Origin of the sequence: Undibacterium sp. MH2W, from assembly GCF_049340215.1 — a bacterium.
Classification (GTDB): domain Bacteria; phylum Pseudomonadota; class Gammaproteobacteria; order Burkholderiales; family Burkholderiaceae_D; genus Undibacterium.
This window is the reverse complement of record NZ_JBMPPA010000001.1, coordinates 272,126-296,540: the sequence shown is the minus strand read 5'-3', so window position 1 is coordinate 296,540 and position 24,415 is coordinate 272,126. Positions and strand designations below refer to the sequence as shown.

22 protein-coding genes are annotated in these 24,415 nt (G+C 48.2%); 16 read left to right on the top strand and 6 right to left on the bottom strand.

Features of this window, described 5'->3' with window-relative positions; genetic code table 11:
• Window positions 1-3: 3 nt before the first annotated feature.
• Window positions 4-741: a tetratricopeptide repeat protein gene (locus ACO0K2_RS01325; RefSeq protein ID WP_423014951.1), complete on the bottom strand. Its 738-nt coding sequence runs from the start codon at window positions 739-741 to the stop codon at window positions 4-6.
• Between the two features lie 536 nt (window positions 742-1,277).
• On the opposite strand from ACO0K2_RS01325, the gene ACO0K2_RS01320 reads away from it, so the two are divergent.
• The 8 genes from ACO0K2_RS01320 to ACO0K2_RS01285 all read left to right on the top strand — a co-directional run bounded on the left by ACO0K2_RS01320 (window position 1,278) and on the right by ACO0K2_RS01285 (window position 10,459).
• On the top strand, window positions 1,278-2,009 hold the full coding sequence (locus ACO0K2_RS01320) for a response regulator (RefSeq protein WP_423014949.1): 732 nt from the start codon (window positions 1,278-1,280) through the stop codon (window positions 2,007-2,009).
• A complete protein-coding gene (locus tag ACO0K2_RS01315; protein WP_423014947.1) occupies window positions 2,006-3,571 on the top strand; it encodes a sensor histidine kinase N-terminal domain-containing protein in 1,566 nt (521 codons plus the stop codon). Before ACO0K2_RS01320 ends, ACO0K2_RS01315 begins: the two co-directional genes overlap by 4 nt.
• A gap of 1 nt (window position 3,572) precedes the next feature.
• A complete protein-coding gene (locus ACO0K2_RS01310; RefSeq protein WP_423014945.1) occupies window positions 3,573-3,836 on the top strand; it encodes a DUF4212 domain-containing protein in 264 nt (87 codons plus the stop codon).
• A complete protein-coding gene (locus ACO0K2_RS01305; RefSeq protein ID WP_423014943.1) occupies window positions 3,833-5,872 on the top strand; it encodes a sodium:solute symporter family protein in 2,040 nt (679 codons plus the stop codon). The genes ACO0K2_RS01310 and ACO0K2_RS01305 overlap by 4 nt, the downstream gene beginning before the upstream one ends.
• Before the next feature lie 324 nt (window positions 5,873-6,196).
• On the top strand, window positions 6,197-7,630 hold the full coding sequence (locus ACO0K2_RS01300) for a circularly permuted type 2 ATP-grasp protein (RefSeq protein WP_423014941.1): 1,434 nt from the start codon (window positions 6,197-6,199) through the stop codon (window positions 7,628-7,630).
• Between the two features lie 85 nt (window positions 7,631-7,715).
• A complete protein-coding gene (locus ACO0K2_RS01295) occupies window positions 7,716-8,666 on the top strand; it encodes an alpha-E domain-containing protein (protein WP_423014939.1) in 951 nt (316 codons plus the stop codon).
• A 7-nt stretch (window positions 8,667-8,673) separates the two neighbouring features.
• Window positions 8,674-9,480 (top strand): transglutaminase family protein, encoded by an 807-nt coding sequence (locus ACO0K2_RS01290; RefSeq protein ID WP_423014937.1) that lies wholly within the window; start codon window positions 8,674-8,676, stop codon window positions 9,478-9,480.
• 82 nt (window positions 9,481-9,562) lie between these two features.
• Window positions 9,563-10,459, top strand: coding sequence for a peptidase (locus ACO0K2_RS01285; protein WP_423014935.1), 897 nt, complete (start codon window positions 9,563-9,565; stop codon window positions 10,457-10,459).
• Window positions 10,460-10,513: 54 nt separating this feature from the next.
• On the opposite strand, the gene ACO0K2_RS01280 is transcribed toward ACO0K2_RS01285, so the two are convergent.
• Window positions 10,514-11,077: a DNA-3-methyladenine glycosylase I gene (locus tag ACO0K2_RS01280; protein WP_423014933.1), complete on the bottom strand. Its 564-nt coding sequence runs from the start codon at window positions 11,075-11,077 to the stop codon at window positions 10,514-10,516.
• Window positions 11,078-11,455: 378 nt separating this feature from the next.
• Here ACO0K2_RS01280 and ACO0K2_RS01275 point away from each other — a divergent pair, with 378 nt between their 5' ends.
• Window positions 11,456-13,051: a ShlB/FhaC/HecB family hemolysin secretion/activation protein gene (locus ACO0K2_RS01275; RefSeq protein WP_423014931.1), complete on the top strand. Its 1,596-nt coding sequence runs from the start codon at window positions 11,456-11,458 to the stop codon at window positions 13,049-13,051.
• A 40-nt stretch (window positions 13,052-13,091) separates the two neighbouring features.
• Here ACO0K2_RS01275 and ACO0K2_RS01270 read toward each other — a convergent pair whose 3' ends face one another.
• The 3 genes from ACO0K2_RS01270 to purM form a co-directional block, all read right to left on the bottom strand.
• Window positions 13,092-14,180, bottom strand: coding sequence for a helix-turn-helix domain-containing protein (locus tag ACO0K2_RS01270; protein ID WP_423014929.1), 1,089 nt, complete (start codon window positions 14,178-14,180; stop codon window positions 13,092-13,094).
• A gap of 251 nt (window positions 14,181-14,431) precedes the next feature.
• Window positions 14,432-15,853 (bottom strand): S41 family peptidase, encoded by a 1,422-nt coding sequence (locus tag ACO0K2_RS01265; RefSeq protein WP_423014927.1) that lies wholly within the window; start codon window positions 15,851-15,853, stop codon window positions 14,432-14,434.
• Window positions 15,854-16,181: 328 nt separating this feature from the next.
• Window positions 16,182-17,225, bottom strand: a complete 1,044-nt coding sequence (purM, locus tag ACO0K2_RS01260) for a phosphoribosylformylglycinamidine cyclo-ligase (protein WP_423014925.1) — start codon at window positions 17,223-17,225, stop codon at window positions 16,182-16,184.
• A gap of 174 nt (window positions 17,226-17,399) precedes the next feature.
• On the opposite strand from purM, the gene ACO0K2_RS01255 reads away from it, so the two are divergent.
• From ACO0K2_RS01255 to ACO0K2_RS01225, 7 genes are all read left to right on the top strand, one after another.
• The gene (locus ACO0K2_RS01255) at window positions 17,400-18,485 is read left to right on the top strand and encodes an AI-2E family transporter (RefSeq protein ID WP_423014923.1); all 1,086 of its coding nucleotides are present in this window, start codon (window positions 17,400-17,402) and stop codon (window positions 18,483-18,485) included.
• Window positions 18,482-19,156, top strand: coding sequence for a DnaA regulatory inactivator Hda (gene hda / locus ACO0K2_RS01250; protein ID WP_423014921.1), 675 nt, complete (start codon window positions 18,482-18,484; stop codon window positions 19,154-19,156). The genes ACO0K2_RS01255 and hda overlap by 4 nt, the downstream gene beginning before the upstream one ends.
• 59 nt (window positions 19,157-19,215) lie before the next feature.
• Window positions 19,216-19,893, top strand: coding sequence for an HAD family hydrolase (locus tag ACO0K2_RS01245; RefSeq protein ID WP_423014919.1), 678 nt, complete (start codon window positions 19,216-19,218; stop codon window positions 19,891-19,893).
• Window positions 19,894-19,903: 10 nt separating this feature from the next.
• Window positions 19,904-21,259 (top strand): polynucleotide adenylyltransferase PcnB, encoded by a 1,356-nt coding sequence (gene pcnB / locus ACO0K2_RS01240; RefSeq protein ID WP_423014917.1) that lies wholly within the window; start codon window positions 19,904-19,906, stop codon window positions 21,257-21,259.
• A complete protein-coding gene (folK, locus tag ACO0K2_RS01235; RefSeq protein WP_423014915.1) occupies window positions 21,256-21,741 on the top strand; it encodes a 2-amino-4-hydroxy-6-hydroxymethyldihydropteridine diphosphokinase in 486 nt (161 codons plus the stop codon). Before pcnB ends, folK begins: the two co-directional genes overlap by 4 nt.
• 227 nt (window positions 21,742-21,968) lie before the next feature.
• A complete protein-coding gene (gene panB, locus ACO0K2_RS01230; RefSeq protein ID WP_423014913.1) occupies window positions 21,969-22,781 on the top strand; it encodes a 3-methyl-2-oxobutanoate hydroxymethyltransferase in 813 nt (270 codons plus the stop codon).
• Window positions 22,782-23,023: 242 nt separating this feature from the next.
• Window positions 23,024-23,764 carry a TorF family putative porin gene (locus ACO0K2_RS01225; RefSeq protein ID WP_423016121.1) on the top strand — a complete coding sequence of 247 codons (741 nt, stop codon included), beginning with the start codon at window positions 23,024-23,026 and terminating at the stop codon, window positions 23,762-23,764.
• A 129-nt stretch (window positions 23,765-23,893) separates the two neighbouring features.
• Here the strand turns inward: ACO0K2_RS01225 and ACO0K2_RS01220 are convergent, their stop codons facing one another.
• Window positions 23,894-24,298 (bottom strand): hypothetical protein, encoded by a 405-nt coding sequence (locus tag ACO0K2_RS01220; RefSeq protein ID WP_423014911.1) that lies wholly within the window; start codon window positions 24,296-24,298, stop codon window positions 23,894-23,896.
• Window positions 24,299-24,415: the final 117 nt, after the last annotated feature.

The following is a 24,415-nucleotide window of genomic DNA, read 5'->3' as shown; positions in this document are numbered from 1 at the left end:
GCATTAAAAGGCATCGCGAAGACGTCTCAACATCTCTGCGTTGAGTTCCCGATTGTGTTTGCTCCAGCGGTTGATTGTCTGATCCAACTCCGCTTTTAGACGCTGAGCCGTCTCTGTATCACCAAGACTCTGTGCCCATATCGCATATTCAGCACGGGTATCAAAATTTCCATATTTCTGTAGCGCAAATTCAAACTCAGCACGGGCCTCAGAGGTGCGCCCCATTCCAGCCAGCGAACGCGCCATCAGGACCGCAACGACCTCGGACGCATTATGGGGCGACTGTTGGCGCAGTGTCTGCAAATGGGTGAGGCACGCCTCAAAACGGGCGCAAGCGAAATTGGCTTGGGCTGCTCCCAAGCGTATTGCCGGATCACTCGCAAAGGGACCTTGCAAGCACGCCTCGTAATGCTGCGCTGCCTCTTGCGGTTGATTTGCTGCCAACAAGGCTGCCGCCAAACGCATCTGATTCTGCGCCGTCGGTGTGTATTCGAATGCCTCTTTCGCTGCCCGTAATTCACGGTCTGGATCAAGTAATTTTCCAGCGACAGAAATGACTTTTTTCGCACCATGCTCAATACGAGAACTTGGCAAATAGATCGCGATACCATAGACCACGCTACCAAGGAGAGGAAACATGAATAAAATCGCTAACCAATACATATTTTGCCCCGTCCGAACGACGTGGATTGCAAAAAAAATCGCAACCAATACATGAATACCAAGACCAAATACTTCCATGACACTTCCTCAACTGATTGAATGTTCCACTCACTTTTCGTGATTTGTACGCTCTTTCGTCAACGATGACGCAATATTGACGAATGTTTTTTACATGTAGTGACAGTTTAACATCCCTCTCGGTCTGCAAGCATGCTCATGAATGTGATCGACAAAGACGATCGTCACTGAGAGCATCAAGGTCAAGGTACACATCATGCAGCAGAGCGATCAGCAAGAATAAGAGACGGCTTTCCTAATAAATATCAAGTCCGGTTCATTTTTCTCTGATGAATTGGTAAATTCGCCTATAAATCCTGCAGCAAATTTGGTATAACGTTAAACAAAGACGAAATTGTTTCTCAGAGTGGCGAAAAGTACAGCGTGATGCGCTTTCCAAGCCTCTCTTGGGAGAATTTCAACGATAATAATGATCATAATAAAGCGATGAAAGACAGCGCGTCATCGTGGTTTGCTCCCGACACAGAAAGAAAAGAGCACGCACCACAGCGCATGTTCTTTTGGAATAAGAGACAAATTCATTGTAAAGAAATCTCATGCGTATCTTGCTTGCTGAAGACGATAGTGTCCTGGCAGATGGACTCACCCGCTCATTGCGTCAATCCGGTTATGCAACCGATTGCGTGAACAACGGTCAGGAAGCGGATTCTGCCCTATCGACCCAAGATTTCGATCTACTCATTCTCGATCTGGGCTTGCCCAAAATGAGTGGCCTCGAAGTATTACGCCGTCTACGGGCCAGAAATTCTCATTTACCCGTTCTCATCCTCACCGCTGCCGATTCCGTTGAGCAGCGTGTCAAAGGTCTTGATCTCGGTGCAGATGATTACATGGCGAAGCCCTTCGCCTTATCCGAATTAGAAGCACGAGTTCGGGCGCTGACCCGCCGTGGTGCTGGCGGTGGTCCGACGATCATCAAACATGGCCCATTAAGTTATGACCAAGTGGGGCGAATCGCCTACATCCATGAGCAAATGCTGGATCTGTCTGCGCGTGAATTGGGATTACTAGAGGTGCTATTACAACGTACCGGTCGTTTGGTTTCAAAAGAACAGCTGGTTGATCATCTCTGCGAATGGGGTGAAGAAGTCAGTAACAATGCGATTGAAGTCTATGTTCATCGTTTGCGGAAAAAAATCGAAATCGATGGGGTACGCATCGCGACAGTACGGGGGCTTGGTTACTGCTTAGAGAAATTCTTTGTTGCACCAGCCGCACGTGCAGCATCTTCCGATACCACTCCGCTTTCCAGCACTGATCAAAAATGACGATAGAGAGTAGCGTCAATTCCGCGCCACCTCGGGGGAGCCCGGAGAACACGCTGCTCAACCAACCAGAAGAAGTCACTCAACGCTCGCTGTTTGGTGAAATTTTGGATTGGATGCTGGCGCCGCTCTTATTGCTATGGCCAATGAGTATCGCGATCACCTATCTGGTGGCGAAGTCGATTGCGAATCAACCCTTTGATCATGCTCTAGAAAATAAAATCACACTCATCGCGCAGCAGATCAAGCAAGCGGATGGCAAACTGGTATCACGCCTCACACCGGCGGCCCGTGACATTCTTCGCGCTGATGATATCGATCGGATTTATTTTCAGGTCAAAACAAGTGGTGGACAACTCATTGATGGCGACCAAGTTATTCCCCCACCGGACGAAGATGAAAAACCAGCGCTTGGTGCCATCCAAATCAAAAATGTCAGCTTTAGTGGAGCTGATTTTCGTGTAGTGTACGCCTACATGGAAGTCGATCGTGTAGACACTCCTGACAGCGGCTCCCTCCAAACAACAGCCAACAACACCAAGAAAACGCCGCGTCCACAAGTTCTCATTCAAATCGCAGAAACACTCGATAAACGTTCCAATCTCGCCAATGAAATCATCAAAGGCGTCATCCTGCCACAATTCATCATTTTGCCGATCGCCTTAGCCTTGGTCTGGTTTGCATTGAGTCGCGGGTTATCGCCCCTTGCTGAACTCCAACAACGAATCCGTGCGCGTCGTCCCGACGATCTTAGTCCGATTGATTCTCGTCAGGTGCCTGAAGAAATTACCCCCCTCGTCAATTCGCTCAATGACATGTTAGAGCGACTGACACAGACGATCAATAGTCAAAAGCGCTTTATTGCTGATGCAGCTCATCAAATGAAAACGCCGCTCGCGGGAATGCGCATGCAATCAGAACTCGCGCTACGACAAACGGATCAAGAAGAAATTCATCGGTCACTGATCCAGTTATCAACTAGTTCAGAAGCTGCCACTCGTTTGATTAATCAGTTGCTGACCATGGCCCGCGCAGAAAACCAAACACCGGCGCAGCAACCACGAGAACAAGTCAATCTCAACGAGTTAGCGATGGATGTCGTACGTGAATGGATTCCGATCTCATTCAATAAGCGGATTGATCTTGGCTTTGAACAGGCAGATGAAGCCGTGTATATCTTTGGCAATCCACTGATGCTTAGAGAGATGCTAAGCAACTTGGTCGACAATGCAATTCGCTACACTCCGGCTGAGCACAGTATCACCGTGAAAGTGAATATCAACCACGCACAACAATTGGCGATCCTCGAAGTAGAAGATAACGGACCAGGTATCCCCGCGTCGGAACGCGAACACGTGTTTGAACGCTTTTATCGCATTTTAGGAACCAATGTCCAAGGCAGTGGTTTGGGGCTGGCGATTGTGCGTGAAATTGCCTTGCAACATGATGCACACATTGACATCAGCGACAATCCGCATCCGCAAGATCCACAATTTCCCGGTTGTGTGTTCCGTATCTCCTTTAAATTAAATCCATTCGATGATTTCGTCCCGGAAGGCGACTGAGATGAATACAACGACGCTACCAGAAAAACGCAACGACTGGCGTAATACGAAAAGACTCACTATCACACTGCTCATAGTGTGGTTCAGCCTCACTTTTATCAGCTTATTTTTTGCACGTGAATTGTCCACTATCCATTTCTTCAGCTGGCCATTATCGCTCTATATGGCAGCCCAAGGACTCACACTGAGTTTTGTGCTGCTACTGGCGATTTACTCCCTAGGTATGCGCTGGATTACACGCACCACATCCAAGGAGAAACATTGATGGCGGATCATCGTTTTTCCAGACGGCTGACGAAATACTATACGTGGTACACGCTGCTCTTTTTCGTCTTTCTGATTAGTCTCGCCATCTTAGAGCGAGAAGGTGTGCCACGTTCATGGATCGGTTATCTTTTCATGTTTGTGACCATCATTATTTACGCCGGGATTGGTGTGCTATGCCGCACCTCGGATATCACCGAATACTATGTCGCTGGACGCCGTGTTCCCGCTGTCTTTAATGGCATGGCAACAGCGGCAGACTGGATGTCGGCGGCAAGTTTTTTAAGTTTGGCGGGTGGGTTGTATCTGCAAGGCTTTGATGGCTTTGCCTATATCGTCGGGTGGACGGGCGGTTTTTGTTTGGTAGCGATGCTCATCGCACCCTATATTCGAAAATTCGGGCAATACACAATTCCAGATTTTCTTGGGGCGCGTTTTGCAGGAAAAAACGATAGCAATCTTGTGCGCTTACTCGCTGTCTTTGCCACGGTCATTATTTCTTTCATTTATGTCGTCGCTCAAATTTATGGCGTCGGCCTGATTACTTCGCGTTTTACGGGTGTTGATTTCTCTGTCGGTATTTTTTTAGGGCTAGCCAGTATTCTGGTGTGTTCATTTTTGGGTGGCATGCGTGCGATTACGTGGACGCAGGTTGCGCAATACATCATTATTTTGGTCGCATTCATGATTCCGGTGATTTGGTTGTCGATCAAGCATAGTGACAATCCACTGCCACAAATCGCCTATGGCTCTTTCTTACCCAAAATAAGTCACTTAGAAAAAACCTTTGAGAATGATCCAAAGGAAAAAGATGTGCGCGCAATTTACAAACTAAGGGCCAACGAATTTCAGGAAAAAATTCAGCATTTACCCGCATCATGGGAAAGTGGTCGCACAGAGTTGGTCACCACACTGGAAACATTAAAAAATGGTGCAGGCAGTTTGATTGAGATTAAAAACGCAACAAGAGCGCTCGCCAATTATCCAGCAAGTCCTGAAGAAGCACGCCAGCGGTGGACTGAGATGCAGAACACGTATTTAGCGAAGGCTCAGGCAGGATTTTCACAATACACACCTTATGCAGCAAAAACAGCCTCAGAATCAGATGACAAGAGAAATAATTTTCTCGCGCTGGTACTGTGCTTGATGATGGGAACCGCTGCATTACCCCATGTATTAACACGATATTACACAACACCCTCGGTTACCGAGAGCAGAGATTCTGTTTTTTGGTCTTTGTTTTTCATCATGCTGCTCTACATCACGATCCCAGCACTCGCTATTCTGCTGAAATACGACATCTACACATCCCTCGTTGGAAGTAAATTTTCGGAGCTACCTTCATGGGTCACCTACTGGGCGAATATCGATAAATTGAACCCTCTCGTTAGCATCATTGATATCAATAAAGATGGTATTGTGCAACTCTCCGAGATCAACATCGATGGTGACATTATTGTCCTCGCGACACCTGAGATTTCTGGTTTGCCGTACGTGATTTCCGGATTGGTTGCTGCGGGTGGTTTGGCCGCGGCATTATCAACCGCGGATGGTTTATTGCTGACCATCTCTAATTCTTTATCGCACGACATTTACTACAAGATGGTTGATCCTTCTGCATCAACACAAAAGCGCGTGACTATCTCAAAACTGTTCTTGCTGGTTGTGGCGCTGTTTGCAGCCTATGTCGCGTCGTTAAAACCAGCGGATATTTTGTCACTTGTTGGTGCAGCATTTTCGGTTGCTGCATCGGCGCTCTTTCCTGCACTGGTATTGGGCATTTTCTGGAAAAGAACGAACCACCAAGGTGCAATCGCCGGCATTATCACTGGGTTTGGTGTGTGCGTTTTTTACATGCTGTACACCCATCCATTGTTCGGCGGCAACATTCACAATCAATGGTGGCACATCGCACCAATCTCAGCAGGTGTGTTTGGAGTACCAGCGGGATTTCTCGCCATGGCACTCGTTAGCATCTTCACGCCCAAACCAGATACACATACACTCGAATTGATTGACTATATCCGCGCGCCTTGATATAAAAATAGGACTGACACAAAATCGTCTCATAGACAGTGTGGTATGGTCTTCTGCGCGCTGCTTTTTTGGATGCGCACGCAATCTCCGTCATGCTTGTATCACTGACGCACTTTCCGAGAGCCATTTTGGATCAGTGATTTAATCCTGATGGATGGCACTGTACTGGCGCTTCCGCATGGGTAGCTGACAACAAGACGATCGCCTTGTGCCTTCTTTGTCATTTTTCCCAGCCAATACAGTCTGCTATCAGTCCTCTCATTGACGATGATCTGGCACGCTTCTTGATATAGTCAGCATCAACAGCACTCGCGGAAATTTAACATGGCAAAATTTTTTAATGAAATGACTGCTGATGTAACAAGCAGCCCCGACACAGCGAACTTAACGCGAGAACACTACCGCGATTTTGATTTGTGGTTGAAGCAGCAAACACCGGAGCGTTTGCAGCGCAAACGTGCTGAAGCCGATCTGAGTTTCCGACGCGTTGGTATCACCTTCGCAGTCTACGGCGATGACGCAGGAACTGAGCGTCTGATTCCTTTCGATATTATTCCCCGGATTATTCCAGCGCATGAGTGGCAACAGTTGCAAGCAGGTTTAGTGCAACGCGTTCAAGCGCTCAATATGTTCATTCATGACGTTTATCATGATCAGAACATCATCAAGGCAGGCATTATTCCGCCAGACCAGATCTACAAAAACGCGCAGTATCGCCCAGAGATGCAAGGTATCTCCGTGGCCTCCGATATCTATGCCCACATTGCTGGTGTCGATATCGTCCGTGCTGGTGCTGGTGAATTTTATGTGCTCGAAGATAACTTGCGTGTTCCCTCTGGCGTGTCTTACATGCTGGAAGATCGCAAAATGATGATGCGACTGTTTCCGGAATTATTCAGCAGCAATAAAATTGCACCAGTCGATCATTATCCTGACATGCTGTTGGATAATTTACGGTCTGTCGCGCCGGTCGGTGTTGATAACCCAACCGTCGTTGTCATGACACCGGGCATGTACAACTCTGCCTATTTTGAGCATGCGTTTCTCGCACAACAAATGGGTGTGGAGCTGGTTGAAGGGAAAGACTTGTTTGTCAACGATAACGCGGTGTATATGCGAACAACGCGTGGTCCGAAACGCGTCGATGTCATTTATCGCCGTATCGATGATGACTTCTTAGATCCACTCGCGTTCCGTCCGGATTCTTCGTTGGGTGTACCGGGTTTGTTATCTGTCTATCGTTCGGGTCGCGTGACCTTGGCCAACGCAATTGGTACCGGCGTCGCTGATGATAAATCGATTTATCCGTATGTGCCGGATATGATCAAGTTTTATCTCTCCGAAGAACCGATTCTCAATAACGTGCCTACCTATCAATGCCGCAAGCCTGCAGATTTGTCTTACACGCTGGCGAATCTGGCTGATTTGGTTGTCAAAGAAGTGCATGGTGCCGGTGGCTACGGTATGTTGGTCGGTCCTGCGTCAACAAAGCAACAAATTGAAGATTTCCGTCAGCGTATTATTGCCAAACCCGACGGCTACATTGCGCAGCCAACGCTCGCCCTGTCTGCATGTCCGACGTTTGTTGAGAATGGGATTGCACCACGACATATTGATTTACGCCCCTTTGTCTTGTCGGGTAAAACGATTTCAATGGTACCGGGTGGACTCACACGTGTCGCGTTACAAGAAGGATCACTGGTCGTCAATTCCTCTCAAGGTGGCGGCACGAAAGATACGTGGATTCTAGAAAAATAATCCAGCCAGTGATGCACCTCGGTTACTGGATGACTCAATACCATTATGATTTTACGGCGTCACTCGTGGCGCGCTAGGAACTACCATGCTAAGTCGTACCGCTGATCATTTATTTTGGATGGCTCGTTATACCGAACGCGCCGAAAACACCGCACGGATGCTGGACGTGAATGTCCAGACATCCATGTTGCCGCAATCAGCAGAAAATGCAGAACACGGATGGCGTGCGATGTTGGGCATTTCTGAATTGCAATCAGCATTCGATCATCACTATGGCATCCTGACCAAAAAAGACGTGCTCGATTTTATGGTTCGCGATCCCATGAATCCATCGTCGATTGCATCGTGTCTGAAAGAAGCCCGCGAAAATGCTCGTGCCGTACGTGGGACACTCACCACCGAGGTGTGGGAGACACAAAATGCGACGTGGCTAGAAGTCCAAGAAAAGCTGGCCAGTGGTATGCTAGAACAAGATCCCGGTCAGTTTTTTGAATGGGTGAAATTCCGTTCCCACCTGTCACGCGGCGTGACACTGGGCACGATGCTTAAAGACGAGGCGGTCCACTTTATTCGTTTAGGTACATTCTTAGAGCGTGCAGATAACACGGCACGGATTCTGGACGTGAAGTTTCATAGTATCAACGAGGTGGAGCGCAACCATCAAGTCATGCAACGAGATTTCTATTATTGGGGTGCGTTGTTACGGTCAGTGTCTGGGTTTGAAATCTACCGCAAAGTCTATCGCGATGTGATTACCCCTGAACGCGTCGCCGAGCTGTTAATGTTGCGCGGCGATATGCCTCGCTCATTGCTGGCATGTATGGATGAAGTCGTTGCCAACCTCGCGGAAGTGCGTAACGATGTCTCAGCAGATACTGAGCGACTTGCTGGCAAACTCCATGCAGAGCTGAAATTTGCGAAAATCGAAGATATACTTGCCGCCGGATTACACGACACATTGACTGAATTCTTAGAGCGCATCTTTGAATTAGGTAATCGCATCAGCCGCGATTTTCTGGTTCCGTTGGCTGCTTAGTATTGATATGCAACTCCTTATTCAGCATCAAACAACCTATCACTATTCGCTGCCGTCAACGTATACGATTCAACAGTTACGTTTGACGCCGCGGATAGAAACGCATCAGCAAGTCATTCAATGGGACGTCAAAACGGCAGGACATAAAACGGCGTTTATCGACGCTTATAATAATCAATCGCACACCTTAACAATCACCGGTTCGCATTCGACAATCAGCATCCTGGCGCATGGTGTGGTTGATGTCATCACACCAGCCGGTGGAAGGATTGTCGATTCAGAAAATTTTTCGCCGTTGGTATTTACCGTCCCCACCCGACTCACCGCAGCAACACCAGCGATTTCTGACTTTGCGTACCGACATCTTCCTCGGGATGGTGTAGCGTCAACAACAGAACTATTGCAATTAGCAACCCAGATTCAAATGGCCATTGCTTATCGCAGTGGCTCGACTATTGTGACGAGCACCGCCGATGATGCCTTGAGTATGGGCCTTGGGGTTTGCCAAGACCATGCGCATTTATTTTTGGCATGCTGCCATGTGCGTGGCATTCCAGCACGCTATGTGTCCGGCTATATCGATCCCGAAACAAGTGATCACGCCGATAGCCACGCTTGGATTGATGTGTGGGTGCAAGACAGTGATTACCATGGTTGGGTCAGTATTGACGTCACACATGCATGTCTTATGACCGACGCGTATTGTCGACTTGCTATCGGTCGTGACTACGATTCTGCAGCGCCAGTCAGAGGCGTACGACGTGGCGGCGGAAATGAAACCTTGGAAGTCAGTGTGCACGTGACCCCTCGTTGATCGTCATTGCCACATTTCAACTACCTCGTCTCAGACGGGATGAGGTAGAATCCAATTTCGATCTTAAATGCTTTATTGAATTATGACTTACTGTGTTGGCATCCGCCTGAACGCCGGGCTGGTTTTTTTGTCAGATTCCCGCACCAATGCAGGGGTAGATCAGGTCGGAACATTTCGCAAAATGTCCGTCTTTGAAAATCCTGGCGATCGTATGATGGTGTTGATGACGGCCGGAAATTTGTCTATTTCACAATCCGTACGTGAATTATTAGCCGATTTTAAAGATGAAAACGGCAATAGCATCTGGAATGTGCCGAACATGTACGAAGCTGCGCGAATTCTGGGTTCTGCCGTACGCACAGTTCACCAGCGCGATGCCAAAGCATTAGCAGATTTCGGCATTGATTTTAATGTCAGTCTCATGTTTGGCGGTCAGATCGGTGAAGAGCGTTGTCGTTTATTCCAGATTTATGCCGCTGGTAATTTTATCGAGGCACACGACGAAAATACCTACTTCCAGATCGGCGAAGCTAAATATGGTAAACCGATTTTAGATCGCGTTATCAATCCAACGACGAACCTCGATGAAGCTGCCAAATGTGCGCTGATCTCGATGGATTCAACTTTGCGTTCCAACGTCTCAGTTGGGTTACCGCTTGATTTATTGGTGTATGAAAACAATCGCCTCGCAGTAACTCGCTTTGTCACGATCGATGAAAAAAACCAGTATTTCCAAATGATCCGCAACACATGGGGTCAGCAGTTAAAAGCGGTTTTTGAAGGCATTGAAGCGCCGATTTGGGATGCCAACGTGACGCTGGAAAAGAATACGCAATCAACGAGTTCTGCGATCCTGTCTCAGTCAGGTACTCGCAATACACCGGTATTGGTTGCGCATCCACGTAACTTTGATAGCAAAACATCCTCGGGTGAAATTCAGTCATTTGCGAGCCAAACGACGTCTGGCAAACAACACTAAACCCACTCAAGCAGTAATCAATCAGTACAGCGGCGACACCCTACCGTGCTCACTTTACTCGACCGAGACCGGTTGATGCCAATCGCAATCGGCAGCGTGATCATTCACCATGCCGATTGCTTGCATGTAAGCATAAATAATCGTTGATCCCACAAACTTGAAACCACGTCGGCGCAAATCCTTAGAGATCTCGTCTGACAAGGGTGTGGTGATAATGCGTTCGCCTGTATTGTGAATCGGCTTACCATCGACATAAGCCCACAAATACGCGTCTAAGCTCCCCTCTTCTTCAACCAAACGCAAATACGCTTTCGCGTTCGTGATTGCTGCTGCGACCTTTAAGCGATTTCGGATAATCCCCGGATCAGCCAATAGTGCGGCAACTTTTTCCTCATCGTAACAAGCAATTTTGTGCGCATCCCAATCGTCGAATAGGCGGCGGTAATTATCTCGTTTATTCAATACTGTTTCCCAACTCAACCCAGCTTGCGCACCTTCGAGATTCAGCATCTCAAATAAACGCTGCTCATCATGGCACGGGACACCCCACTCATGATCATGGTAATCGAGATACAGCGGATTGGCTGGATTAGCCCAGCTGCAGCGTTTTTTTTGCATAGCGCGAGATCGTGACTGAGGAATGGAGACGGAGCGACGTTGTATTGTACGCCGGAAATTTTACGACTCCAACACGCATTCACTGAGCACTTCTCAGACACCTATTAGACGCCCATGAGACGTCCATCGAGCGCCACCTACCTCTCACTTTCTTGTCATCAACAAGAGGGAGACTCCCTTGTTCAGATTGGCAGTTTTCGACGATGAATTGTCACCTTTAGCGGTGTTTGACTTGGATGCCGGTTCATACAATCGGTGCACGATGTGCAAAGTCCGACTCGGAACTATCAAGCGTTCACCCAATGTTTGTCAGCCAAAGGATGTCGCCATCGAAATCACCCCACTATTTTTTTGCGTCAGCCTTTTTAAGGGAGTTGTATGTTATCCATAAAATTCAACAATAGGAACATCCTTTCTCATCTCAGTCTCACTGCTCTACTGGTGTATAGCGGCACGGCACTCTCAGTACATGCATCTGAGAATCAACAGATAGCGAGCTCGTCACCCCCATCCACCGAGAGCAACCAAGCGGAAGGACCAACGCCGCCATGTCACGATAGGAAGACCGTGATTGTCTCGGGACTGGATCTTCTATCGAAAGAAGCGCAAGAAAAAATAATGGATCGCATTCCACTTTGTCTGGAACAAAAAAATCTCAACGCCATTTCAAAATGGATGACCGCATCGTTCGCGAGAGAAGGATATTTTCATATCCATCTGAAAGATCAATCATCGCTGTCCAACGAGAACGTCCAGCTTGATATTGAACCTGTTCGTATCGCAGATATTGTCGGTGCTAGTCAAACGATGAATCCAAATGTTATTTTTCCAGGCTACAAGGCGCATCCCTACCTTTACTTAAGCGATCTAGAAGAAGGCTTAGATCAATTGAATCGTTTGAGCAGCAATCATGTTGAAATCGATATTGAATCTGTCTCAGAAGGTATGGTGCTGATAAAAATGAAGAATCAAGACAAGTCCCGCTTTCACGGCAGTCTTGGCTTTACCAACACGGGTGAAAAAATCACTGGGAAAGTCGTCACACAAGCGAGTGTCTCGCTTGACAGCCCATTTGGATTATCCGATTTCATCTCCGCAGGTGGCAGTCGATCATCTGGCATGGAATCCATCAGCACGTCTTACAACATGCCGTATGGTTATTGGTTGTTGAGTGGTACTGCAAGCGACACCGATAAAAAATATAGGTCGCCGTTCGCTACCACCTCGGGCCAACGACGCGCGCTGACACACTATGTTGCCATTCAGCTTGAACGTGTTCTTGAGCGAAACAAAGCGAGCATTACCAGTCTGTCAGGCCAATTATCGCGTGCCAATGTTCAAAAGACGCTTGATGGTGCGATGAACGAGGCGCAAAGCCCCGTCATTACCAAATCATTACTCGGCATCCATCATACCGCTCTCTTCGGCAATGCAAGCCTGAAAACCGATCTGGAATGGCAACGCGGGCTCGAGCAACTTAATGCCACCAGAGATTTACCGACAAAAGACAGCGATGATCCGCATGCACAATTTAATAAATTTCTCCTTTCAGGCAACTGGAGCGGAAGCTTCACTGTGGATCACCGTACACTGAACTACGAACATCAATTCTTCGGTCAATACGCCACACATGCGTTGTATGGTAGAGAGCAACTGAGTATTTCTGATGCTCCTTATATTCGCGGCATGTCAGACTGGGATATATCAGGCGACACAGGATTTGTGTTTCATCATACGTTATCGATGCCATTGCCATCCTCGTCGGTTCACCTTACCCCTCGGATTGGTTTTGATATCGGTCAAGTATGGAATAGCGGACATCACCACGATAAACTATTCGCACGTAGCGCCAGCATCGGGATGACAATCAGAGCAAAAAATATGGTTTTGGATGTGGATTATGCGAAGGGAAATACGACCTCCGACACCTGTGGCGTCCACCACCTTTTTGCATCTGGTACGTGGTCTTTCTAAGCGATCGATGATGCCATGTCATCTGACGAGCAGCACAAACTCAGATGACATGGATGTAGCTTGGTAGTGGCGCACCTGCATACGGGCTCACCAATAATTGACTATGCCGCCGAAATTGACTTGGCGTCGTATCGTACCAGCGACGAAAGGTTCGACTAAAGTTTCTGGGGTCTTGATATCCAAGACGTAGCGCAATGACCTCAATCGTATCGGAGGTATTTTTGAGATACCAACTTGCCAGCTCCTTATTGCAACTATCGACGAGGTCCTGAAAACTGGTTCCTTCTTCTTTTAAATTGCGCATGAGTGTTCTGCTCGATACGCATAGCTGGGATGCCACATACGACAATCCTGGCAGCCCTTCAGTCATGGCGTCGATTCTTTTCAAGACATCGATGACCCGAGAGGCGAACGACGGCTTACGCCCTGCGAGTCGCTGTCGTTTTTTTTCACACTCGTAGAGTGATGTTTGCATCACCTCTGCATCGGCGGTGATGCAGGTTTTGTTTAGCATCTCAGGTGGTAAATAAAACGTCAGTCTCGGCAGGCCAAATCGAATTTTGCAGGGGCTGAAATGACGGTAAATATCAAAGCACTCTTCCTGAACAAATGGCAGATCAACCACAACCCAATCGAGATGCGATACCACCGATGTCTGAAAAAACACCACCATCGACGCAAAAATCGATTCTAATAAAAATTGATTGAACTCATCCAAGCCCCCCTCTTTCGACACAATGAACTTGCCGCCATACACATCTTCGGTGTACTCAAAAGTACAAGCATTGGTGCGCAAGTGCGCGTACCGTGCAATGGTTTGCAGGGCTGCACGAATCGTTGGGCAAGCGGTTGCGGCGAGCCCCACAACGCCATGGATGACCGCCGTATTGTCGTGTCCGAACTCTAAGCCCAACCAAGGACAACACAATATTTTCTTGGCTTCGCTGACGATTTTTTTACAAACCTGGATATCAATTAAGGCATCAGGAATATGAATTTCTTCAAGCCGAAGATTGGCCGCGTCAAAGACGCGTTGCACATCAATATTTCTCGCAAGCAACTGCGAATACGTGCGTCGTAAATAAGATGAGTGAACATAGCTACGTGGCTGTGTTTGAATTGACCGCATTAATAACTTCCTCGAGCAAAATTTTCTCTGAAAGTTTAAATCTCATCAATCATTCGCGCATCGCTAAGAAACACAATATTACATACTGTAACATACCACTTCGTATTGAAACAATCACACAACGTTGCCAGGCTGTATCGTGATTTGGAAGGTGTTTTTTTGGGAGGGGAGGATGACCGGAACTCAGCAAAGGACATCCCAATGAGACCGGATGGCAAGGATGATCACCTTGCCATCACTGACGACGCTATTTACATGCCACGAGACATGGGTGTAACAATACGCATTTCTTTAGAAGGTGTCCGGACAAGTTGATAGCTGGTGTCGCTATTCCCTGCCCCTACAAACGCTGGCAGGCTGGCTGTTGCCGGACAAACCCCTGTCGTGCGGTAGCTCAGTGCTGCGCTGAGCATGGTCTCAGTGGTGTCGCCGCGTTGATGCGTGAAGTCGTCAGGCACCTGACACGTCGGCGCAAAGCCATCCGCATAGTCACCAAACCCTTTGTCGTTGACGCCTTTGAATTGGATAGAAAAATACGTCCAGCCGCAATTATCCTGAGGCACAAAACCATACGGCTTACCTCGCGTTGTTGCGCCAATCAAGTCCACGGCCACATTAACACCACGCAAACCGTTAATGACTGACTCGCTTGCAGAAGCGGTGCCAAAAGTCACCAACAAACTGACGTGATTTAAACCCAAGGTGGGCAAAGTTTGGTTGGCAGTACCGATAGAATAAAATGGATAACTCGTATTTTGCGATGTGAGCTTGTCGTTGTAGGTCAACGTTTCAAAATGATGATTCGATGTATTCGTCGGCCCAGCGATCATATAGGCCAACTCACTGGCAATGTAGAGCAATCCACCACCGTTGTAGCGCAGATCAATAATAAGATCGGTGACACCCGCTGCTTTCAACTGATTGATGGCATTGGTTAACTCCGTCTCCGATTGCGCAATCTGTGTATCAAAAATGAAGTACCCCACATTGCCGTTAGTCGTGGGGATAATTTTGACATTTTTGACTGTCACTTCAGGATACGCAGCACTGGTCATGGTGATCGCCGCCTTACCGTTAAACCCAAAGGTATGGGTGGCCGCAGGGCCGGGCAACAAAGCGGCATTGAGCGCATTCACGTCAGCGGCAACCGCATCATTCACAAAATCGATCCCATCGATCGATGTCAGTTTTGCGCCACGTTGAATACCCGCAAGCGCTGCCGGCGAGCCGGGTGCAACATCAGCAACGATCCAGTTACGCGGTGGAGAACTATTCAACGCCGCCCATTGAATACCAAAGTCAAGCGGATTACCACTCGACTCTGCATTCCAAGACGCCGTCGTTTGCGACCAATGAAACTGATCCACAGGCACGCCCTTCGCATCTAATGCGGTCGTTTTCAACACCGCAAAATAATCCTGCGCGTTAGCATAATTGGCAGCATTGAGGTTGGTGGGGAGTTGCTGGTACCACAGATAAGTTTGGTTCACGAACGACGCGATATACGACTTTTCATCACTGACTGTTCCCTGCTGATCCACCGTATTAGGACGCGGATTAGCGCACATATTTGCCGATGAACTCGTAAAAACGGGCGTACTTGTCGAACTACCTCCGCCGCCACCGCAAGCGCTTAAGAGAGCAACGACACTCAAAGTCAGGATTTTTTTCATAACTGGAACGAGATGGTTTGAGTTAAATGAATACCAATGAATCACCACGATAAGGCTTATCGTATTGTAGATCAGAACGTTGTATTCATTGTTTCAGAATTGAATGAAAAGTCGATAGCGCGTGCCCTCATTCCAACAACGTTGCCTGCTTGGTTACAGCAAGTTTGACGATGAGAAACAATGCGCCTCTCGCTTGTGCTGGCGGTCATTCATTTCGAGCTATTGTTGCTCGGTTCAACGCAAAAAAAAAACGCCACACTGAATGTGACGTTTTTCTGTATTTTCTGAAAAGTCAGCGCCCCTCGACGGGACGCATGGCATTGCAAGCTTACACAACGATCGTTGGATGCTCGTTGCCTTCACGTGCACGAATTTCGCCGATGCGGGAAACAGTTTCACCCGATGCTGCCAAATGCGCGATCGCAGCATCAGCATTTTCTGCCGAGACAATCACCACCATACCGATCCCGCAGTTAAATACACGGTGCATTTCCGCATCTGCGACGCCGCCATGTTGTTGCAACCAAGTGAACAGCGGTGGCATCACCCAACTATCTTTGTGCAAGACGGCTGTTAATGTGTCACCCAACACGCGTGGTACGTTTTCAACCAAACCGCCACCAGTGATATGCGCCATGCCTTTGACTTCGATGGATTCCATCAATGCCAACAATGGCTTGACGTAGATACGCGTCGGTGCCATCAAGGCATCGCCCAGCGTACGTCCATGGAAATCTGCATTCAGATCAGGTTTCGCGACGTCGATAATTTTACGTACCAAAGAAAAACCATTGGAGTGGATACCAGAAGATGCCAATCCCAAAATCACGTCACCTGGTTTGATTTTGCTACCATCGATAATCTTCGACTTTTCAACAGCGCCGACCGCAAAACCTGCCAGGTCATATTCACCGTCTGGGTACATGGAAGGCATTTCAGCGGTTTCGCCACCAATCAGTGCGCAACCAGCTTGCTCGCAACCAGCAGCCACGCCTTTGATCACGTCTGTTGCCGTTGCGACATCCAGCTTACCGCAAGCGAAATAATCCAAGAAAAACAGCGGCTCGGCACCTTGTACCAAGATGTCATTCACACTCATCGCGACCAAATCGATACCAACGGTGTCGTGTTTATTGAGATGAAATGCCAGTTTTAACTTGGTACCAACACCATCCGTACCGGACACGAGCACTGGTTCTTTGTATTTTTTGCTCACTTCGAACATGGCACCGAAACCACCAATACCAGCCATCACGCCTTCGCGCATGGTCCGTTTAGCAAAAGGTTTGATGGCATCGACGAGGGCGTCGCCAGCAACCATATCGACACCAGCGTCGGCGTAAGAGAGAGAAACAGGGGTAGGAGTGCTCATGATATTCGTCAGTAGGGGCTTGAGGCGGTAAAATAGAGGAATTGCCAGAAAACATCGGCAAAAACGCTATTTTAACAAAATGGCTGCGGCTTGACCTATTTTTGGACAATACATTATAAAACGCGCAAAAATTCGACTAGCATATTCACTTTTTGATAACGATCGCCCCTGACCATGTCACTCTCCTTCTCGCCTGAGCAAAAACAAACCATGTTATGGGTGGCAACCGGCTGTGGATTGCTGGTGTTATTTGCTATGCTGGGGCCGGTTTTAATGCCATTCATTGTCTCGGCAACGCTCGCCTATGTGCTCAATCCGTGGGTTGACCGCTTGTGTGCGCTTCAGATGGGACGTTTCAACATGCCACGTTCGGTCGCGGCGACGCTCTTGATTGTGCTTTTGATGGCGGTCGTCTTGGCGCTCATCTTGGTGATCATTCCTATTTTAAAGCGCGAAATTCCACAGTTGCAGGATGAAATTCCGCAGTTTTTGGATAAATTTGACCAATTCGTGAGTCCAAAACTGGCCGATTACGGCTATAACGTCAAACTTGATAGCGTTGGGATCAAGTCTCTGTTGTCTGATCAGTTAGCGGGTAGCGGCGATGTGATCGGTAAGGCAATCTTGTCCTCTGTGCGTGTCGGCGGTACCGCCGTACTAGGGATGGTTGCAAATTTGTTGTTAATTCCCATCGTTTTATTCTATTTATTACTAGATTGGCATTCTTTGATTGCACGCGCCGCACAGTTCATCCCCCGTCGCTGGGTAGCCATGGCAACGACCGCAATGACAGAAGTCGATGACATTCTGGCGCAGTATCTGCGTGGACAATTACTTGTGATGCTCGCACTGGCGGTGTATTACTCAACCGCACTGAGCATTGCGCGCTTTGATCTGGCATTACCAGTCGGTATCATTACCGGATTTCTGGTATTTATCCCCTATCTGGGATTCGGGCTTGGGCTGACACTGGCGCTCATTGGCGCTGTGTTGCAATTCAATGGGGCGCATGGATTGATCGCTGTCGCCGTCATTTACGGTATCGGCCAAACCCTGGAATCTTTTTTTCTGACACCGCGTCTTGTCGGTGAGCGTATCGGTTTGCAGCCACTCACTGTCATTTTTGCTTTAATGGCATTTGGTCAGTTATTTGGCTTTATCGGCATTCTGGTTGCCCTTCCCGCTTCGGCGGTCGTGTCGGTGGCCGTAAAACATTTACGTGCCTCGTATTTTAATAGTCCTTTTTATCGACAACCATGAGGCAATTACTTTTAGATCTTGATGCGCAAAAATTGCCATCACTCGCCACGTTTGTCGTCGGTCAAAATGCGGAATTAGCCCAATTACTGGGATTGTTTTCACAGCGGATTGCCAGTCAATATGGCGAACGCTCAGTGTATATCTGGGGTGAGGCAGGCGCAGGTAAGACACACCTTTTACATGCACTCGCCGACCATAGCGAGTCTCGCTACATTCCTGCGAACGCGCCTGAGAGCGCTTTTGACTTCAGTGAAGCAGTCAGTTTGTATTTGCTCGATGACTGTCAATTGCTCTCGCCCCTCAATCAAATCGCCGCGTTTAACCTGTTTAACGAAGCAAGAGCCAATGGGGGCTTTTTGGTTGCCACAGGAAATCATCCTCCGATGATTCTGAATGTCCGTGATGATTTACGCACGCGCTTTGGCTGGGGCTTGATTTACCAACTTCACGGTTTAACCGATGAAGATAAAATTGATGCCTTAGAGCGCGCTGCCAGTGCGAGAGGGATTCAGCTATCGGCTGGCGTGTTACCCTATCTGATCACGCACTATCAACGTGATATGAGCTCGCTGACGGATATGCTCGATCAGCTTGACCATTATTCCTTGGTGACGAAGCGTCCGATTACCTTACCTTTGCTGCGGGAACTGATGTTGCAGCAACGATTTTAAAAAGACATACAATTGAACTTACTGAATCAACCTATTCAGATCACTTATTTACATTATCCATGCGTCAATTAGCTTTATTTGATCTCGACCACACACTGATTCCTATCGATTCGGATTACGAATGGGGTCAATTTTTGTGCCGTATCGGTGCCGTCGATGCCGATGCATTTGCCCGACGCAATGCCGATTTTTTTGCACAATATCAGGCGGGAACCTTAGATCCCGTTGAATATCTTGAATTTGCGCTCGGCACATTGGCCCAATTTAAACGAGATCAACTCGATGAGTACCACGCGCAATTCATGCATGAAGTGATTCAGCCTGCATTATTGCCTGCTGCTTTCGATCTGCTCAAAAAGCACCAAGATCAGGATGACCTGATCGCCATCATCACGGCGACCAACCGTTTTGTCACGACACCTATCGCCGCTGCACTGGGTGTCGAACATTTACTGGCGGCCGAACCGGAAATCGATGCCCATCGCAATATCACTGGCAAGTTGCTGGGTGTTCCTACCTCGGGTCCCGGGAAAGTGATCCATTTGCACGACTGGTTACAACGTCGCGGTCAACAACTAAGCGATTTCAGTCAGAGTTATTTTTATAGTGATTCCCACAACGATATTCCTTTACTTGAGGTGGTGACGCATCCGGTCGCTACCAATCCAAACGCAACACTGAGCGCCCATGCGCTGGCGCGCGGATGGCCTCAGATTAACCTGTTTCATCAGCAATGATGCGTGAGCAATGATTAAGAAATTTATCCGCAAAATACTCGGCGTTAAAAATACAGCCGAGTCAGGCAAAGCGAATCCCAAGCCGACGCTATTGACCGCCAAAGAACACGGCATCAATCCCAAGCTGGTGTCAGCAAACGCCATTCGAGTCACGCAGACCTTGCAGGACAACGGCTTTAAAGCGTTTATCGTTGGTGGGGCGGTTCGCGATTTGCTCACAGGTGTCAAACCAAAAGATTTTGATATTGCGACCAATGCCACGCCAGAGCAAGTAAAGCGCTTGTTCAGACGTGCTTTCATCATTGGTCGTCGCTTCCAGATCGTCCATGTCATGTTCGGTCAGGATTTGCTCGAAGTCACGACTTTCCGTGGCCCGTCTAATGATGCCGCCCCCAAAGACGAACACGGTCGCGTTTTACGTGATAACACCTTTGGCGAACAACATGAAGACGCTGCCCGTCGCGATTTCACGATCAATGCGATGTACTACGATCCTGCATCGCAAACGGTTCTGGATTACCACGGCGGGATCAAAGATATCCGTAAAAAAATCTTGCGTATTATCGGCGTACCTGAAGCACGTTATCGTGAAGACCCCGTACGGATGTTACGCGTCGTTCGTTTTGCAGCGAAATTGCAGTTTGAGATTGACGCCGCAACGCGTGCACCGATCGCTGTCATGGCGCCGTTGATCAACAATGTGCCTGCAGCTCGGGTATTTGATGAAATGCTGAAATTGCTCACAAGCGGTCATGCCATGGCGTGCTTGCAGCAATTGCGCAAAGAAGGTCTGCATCATGGATTGATGCCGTTATTAGACGTTGTACTTGAACAGCCTTTGGGTGAGAAATTTGTCACGCTGGCGCTGGCCAATACCGATGAGCGCGTTCAACAAGGAAAACCTGTTTCACCAAGTTTCTTGTTCGCTTCATTGTTGTGGCATCAGGTTGTCGAAAAGTGGGACGCCTACAAAGCAGCAGGTGAATTTCCCATTCCGGCCTTACATCTGGCAGCAGATGACGTCTTGAACGCACAAACTGATGCGTTAGCGATTCAACGCAAAATCGGTGCCGATATGCGTGATATCTGGGCGATGCAGCCCCGCTTTGAAAAACGTATCGGTAAGACGCCCTACAAAGTCTTGGAGCACCAACGTCTGCGTGCTGGCTATGACTTCTTGCTTTTACGCTGTGCCAGTGGTGAGATTGATACGGAGATTGGCGAGTGGTGGACGGACTTTATCAACGGTGATGCAGAACAACGCGAGAAACTGATCAATAGCAAGCCAAAACAAAGCGGCGCACCGGCAGCGAAGAAGCGCAAGCCACGTCGTCGCAGCCCGGCGAAGCCAAAGGCAGAAGAATGATTCAGGCGTTCATTGGCATTGGCGCAAATCTTGGCGATGCCCGCGACACAGTACTGCAAGCCGTGCATCGGTTATCGTCGATAGCGGGCTGTCAGGAGGTTGTCGCGTCGGCTTTATTTAGCAGTGCCCCCATCGATTCGAGCGGTGATGACTACGTGAATGCTGTTGTGCAATTGCAGACACACTTAACAGCACAAGCATTGCTTGAGGCGCTACAAGCCATTGAACTCGCATTTGGACGCGAACGTCCCTACCGCAATGCGCCGAGAACTTTAGACCTCGATGTATTGCTCTATGGCGACGCGATCATTGACACCGCCACGCTCACGGTTCCGCATCCGCGCATGACAGAACGTGCTTTCGTCTTGCTACCGCTGGCGCAACTCGCACCGGCACTGGTTATTCCGGGTAAAGGAACAATCAGTGATTGGCTACCGCTGGTTGCAGATCAAGCAATTACAATGCTTTCTGTTGCCGAATAGTATGAACAGCGCTTGATGCCCTATTGAGATACACTCCGTCGACAAAGACGATGTAGCACAGAGAGCACATTGAGCGCGTAGAACACGTAGAACAGTTAAAACAATTAAAACGATTACCCCGGCGATGGGTATCAAATAAAAAAGAACTATTTCATCTGGGATCTTGGTGGAGACCAAAACCAGCTGTCAAAAAAAGTGAAATGACGGCATTACCTTTGGAGAAAAGAATGGCTGAATATTTACAAGATCGTAAAGCTGTTAGCGTTCCTAGCTTGCAAACCATGCGCGCTCAGGGAGAAAAAATCACGATGCTCACCTGCTACGATGCAAGCTTTGCTGCACTGATGGACCGTTGCGGCGTTGAGGTGTTACTCATTGGCGATTCATTGGGTATGGTCTGCCAAGGACATGAGTCCACCTTACCAGTCACCATCGCCGATATTGCGTATCACACTGCTTCTGTTGCACGTGGAAACAAAAAAGCACTTGTTGTTGCAGATATGCCATTTGGTAGTTACGCCACACCCGAATCCGCTTTTCAGAACGCCGTACAACTGGTGCAGGCTGGCGCGCACATGGTCAAATTAGAAGGTGGGACATGGCTCTTACCCGTCATCAAATTTTTGACCGAACGCTCTATCCCCGTATGCGCCCATCTTGGCTTAACACCGCAATCCGTTAACACATTAGGCGGCTATAAAGTCCAAGGAAAAACCGATGCCGCAGCGGAGCTACTCAAAACAGAAGCATTAGCGGTACAGCAAGCAGGCGCTAGCTTGCTGGTTCTCGAAGCGATTCCTGCTAGTTTAGGAAAAGAAGTTACTGAGTCGTTGCATATTCCAACGATTGGTATTGGTGCTGGCGTTGATTGTTCTGGTCAGGTATTAGTCATGCACGATTTGCTGGGTGTTTTCCCTGGACGCAAAGCGCGTTTCGTTAAAAACTTTATGGACGGCCAAACGACGATTGATGCAGCGGTCTCAGCCTATGTTGCTGCGGTCAAAGATCAATCATTTCCTGCACCGGAACATTGTTTTTAATTGTAAGCAAAAGAACCTCAATAAAAAACAGGATAGACCAAAACATCGTGCAGAGAATGTCCCATTTCTGTCGTATGTAGACCACTGATGCAAACGCAGGTTTACGTCATCTATACATTCGCCTAGACTATCTTTGCACTATTTTTATACCTTCAACGTTATTCTCACCACTATCAAGTTGCCATGTTGGCGACGAGGAAAAAGGAAGATCACATGAAGAAAAATATCCTGTTTTAAGTGTCATTGCAACGCTGATTTCATCCGGAGCTGCTTTTGCCGACGAAGCAAAACCAGACAACGAAGTCAGTTTCAACGCGAGCCTCGCTAGCGATTACCGCTATCGTGGTATCTCACAAACCCGCCTAGAACCTGCATTACAAGGCGGTGCCGACTACACCAACAATCCAACAGGCCTTTACGCAGGCACATGGTTATCAACGATCAAATGGATCTCTGATACACCAGGTGCAGGCAGTACACCGGCAGAGTGGGATATCTACGCTGGTAAGCGCGGAGAAATCACGAAAGATGTTTCGTATGATGTAGGCGCACTTGCCTACGTGTATGTCAACAACGATCTCACCAACGTCGGCATGAAAGATGCCAATACCTTGGAAATATATGGTCAGCTAGGCTACGGTCCTGCCTATCTCAAATACTCCCATGCACTCACTCCTTTGTTCGGTATTGTGGGTAGTAAAAACAGCGGCTATCTTGATGCTGGTGCGAATATCGAGATCAGCGAAGGACTCACGCTAAATCTGCATGTGGGATACCAAAAAGTGCAAGGCGTCAACGCCAGTGCCGCTACCTACACCGACTACAAAGTGGGAATCAGCAAAGAGTTTAAACAATTTGCGGACATCACTGTCAGTCTGGCAGTCATTGGCACCAACGCCAACGAAACGTTTTACGCCTCACCTGCAAACGGAAAATTTTTGGGTAAAAACAGCGCTGTGCTGATCGCTACAAAAACATTCTAAGTTCGTCGTTTCTGAAGACGGATACGCATCATCAAAACCTTCAGCAGATCTTATGTTCTGCTGAAGGTTTTTCTTTGTGTGGCAGCACCACGCTGTACGGACAATATGGAGTAGTCCGCCCCATTGGCATCAACGAATCGCTGCCATGACAGGAATGTCATTCGCTTTACGCGCAATGTACACTTCTCCACTGACATTGCCATCACGATCGTGCTCCAGATGAATTTTCAAATGTCGGTCTGTCGAGACAATCGTATTTTTGCTTGTAGCAACCACGTAGTGCAGTGTGTCGTCACCTCCAACACTCGCAAAGAATGATTGTCCTCTTTTGACAATCTTCAACGCCTCACCATTCGATAACTCATACACACCAACGAACCGTAATGCCGTGTCGATATCCATCGGCCTTGCATGCACAGGTAATTCGATGGTTTGTATCGCCGACTCAGATGACGATGTATCGGCGGCAAATACTGCCTGCTGTGTGAATACCAAAGCGCATGCACCAGCGATGAAAGCAACAAGTTTTGACATGATCGTTTCCTTTTTTATCTGCGTAGAAATAACAAATTCCGAACAACAATTCGGTCGCTCTGCGTAACGACAAAGCGATATGGTTTGTCATTCTCTGGCAGTTTCGCGACACCACAT

Coding starts and splice junctions, on each gene's coding strand:
- ACO0K2_RS01275 (WP_423014931.1), top strand. CDS start 11,456: ATGTTATCCATAAAATTCAACAATAGGAACATCCTTTCTCATCTCAGT.
- ACO0K2_RS01315 (WP_423014947.1), top strand. CDS start 2,006: ATGACGATAGAGAGTAGCGTCAATTCCGCGCCACCTCGGGGGAGCCCG.
- ACO0K2_RS01255 (WP_423014923.1), top strand. CDS start 17,400: ATGTCACTCTCCTTCTCGCCTGAGCAAAAACAAACCATGTTATGGGTG.
- ACO0K2_RS01310 (WP_423014945.1), top strand. CDS start 3,573: ATGAATACAACGACGCTACCAGAAAAACGCAACGACTGGCGTAATACG.
- ACO0K2_RS01245 (WP_423014919.1), top strand. CDS start 19,216: ATGCGTCAATTAGCTTTATTTGATCTCGACCACACACTGATTCCTATC.
- ACO0K2_RS01285 (WP_423014935.1), top strand. CDS start 9,563: ATGACTTACTGTGTTGGCATCCGCCTGAACGCCGGGCTGGTTTTTTTG.
- ACO0K2_RS01325 (WP_423014951.1), bottom strand. CDS start 741: ATGGAAGTATTTGGTCTTGGTATTCATGTATTGGTTGCGATTTTTTTT.
- ACO0K2_RS01265 (WP_423014927.1), bottom strand. CDS start 15,853: ATGAAAAAAATCCTGACTTTGAGTGTCGTTGCTCTCTTAAGCGCTTGC.
- ACO0K2_RS01290 (WP_423014937.1), top strand. CDS start 8,674: ATGCAACTCCTTATTCAGCATCAAACAACCTATCACTATTCGCTGCCG.
- hda (WP_423014921.1), top strand. CDS start 18,482: ATGAGGCAATTACTTTTAGATCTTGATGCGCAAAAATTGCCATCACTC.
- ACO0K2_RS01220 (WP_423014911.1), bottom strand. CDS start 24,298: ATGTCAAAACTTGTTGCTTTCATCGCTGGTGCATGCGCTTTGGTATTC.
- panB (WP_423014913.1), top strand. CDS start 21,969: ATGGCTGAATATTTACAAGATCGTAAAGCTGTTAGCGTTCCTAGCTTG.
- pcnB (WP_423014917.1), top strand. CDS start 19,904: ATGATTAAGAAATTTATCCGCAAAATACTCGGCGTTAAAAATACAGCC.
- ACO0K2_RS01270 (WP_423014929.1), bottom strand. CDS start 14,180: ATGCGGTCAATTCAAACACAGCCACGTAGCTATGTTCACTCATCTTAT.
- folK (WP_423014915.1), top strand. CDS start 21,256: ATGATTCAGGCGTTCATTGGCATTGGCGCAAATCTTGGCGATGCCCGC.
- ACO0K2_RS01280 (WP_423014933.1), bottom strand. CDS start 11,077: ATGCAAAAAAAACGCTGCAGCTGGGCTAATCCAGCCAATCCGCTGTAT.
- ACO0K2_RS01320 (WP_423014949.1), top strand. CDS start 1,278: ATGCGTATCTTGCTTGCTGAAGACGATAGTGTCCTGGCAGATGGACTC.
- ACO0K2_RS01300 (WP_423014941.1), top strand. CDS start 6,197: ATGGCAAAATTTTTTAATGAAATGACTGCTGATGTAACAAGCAGCCCC.
- purM (WP_423014925.1), bottom strand. CDS start 17,225: ATGAGCACTCCTACCCCTGTTTCTCTCTCTTACGCCGACGCTGGTGTC.
- ACO0K2_RS01295 (WP_423014939.1), top strand. CDS start 7,716: ATGCTAAGTCGTACCGCTGATCATTTATTTTGGATGGCTCGTTATACC.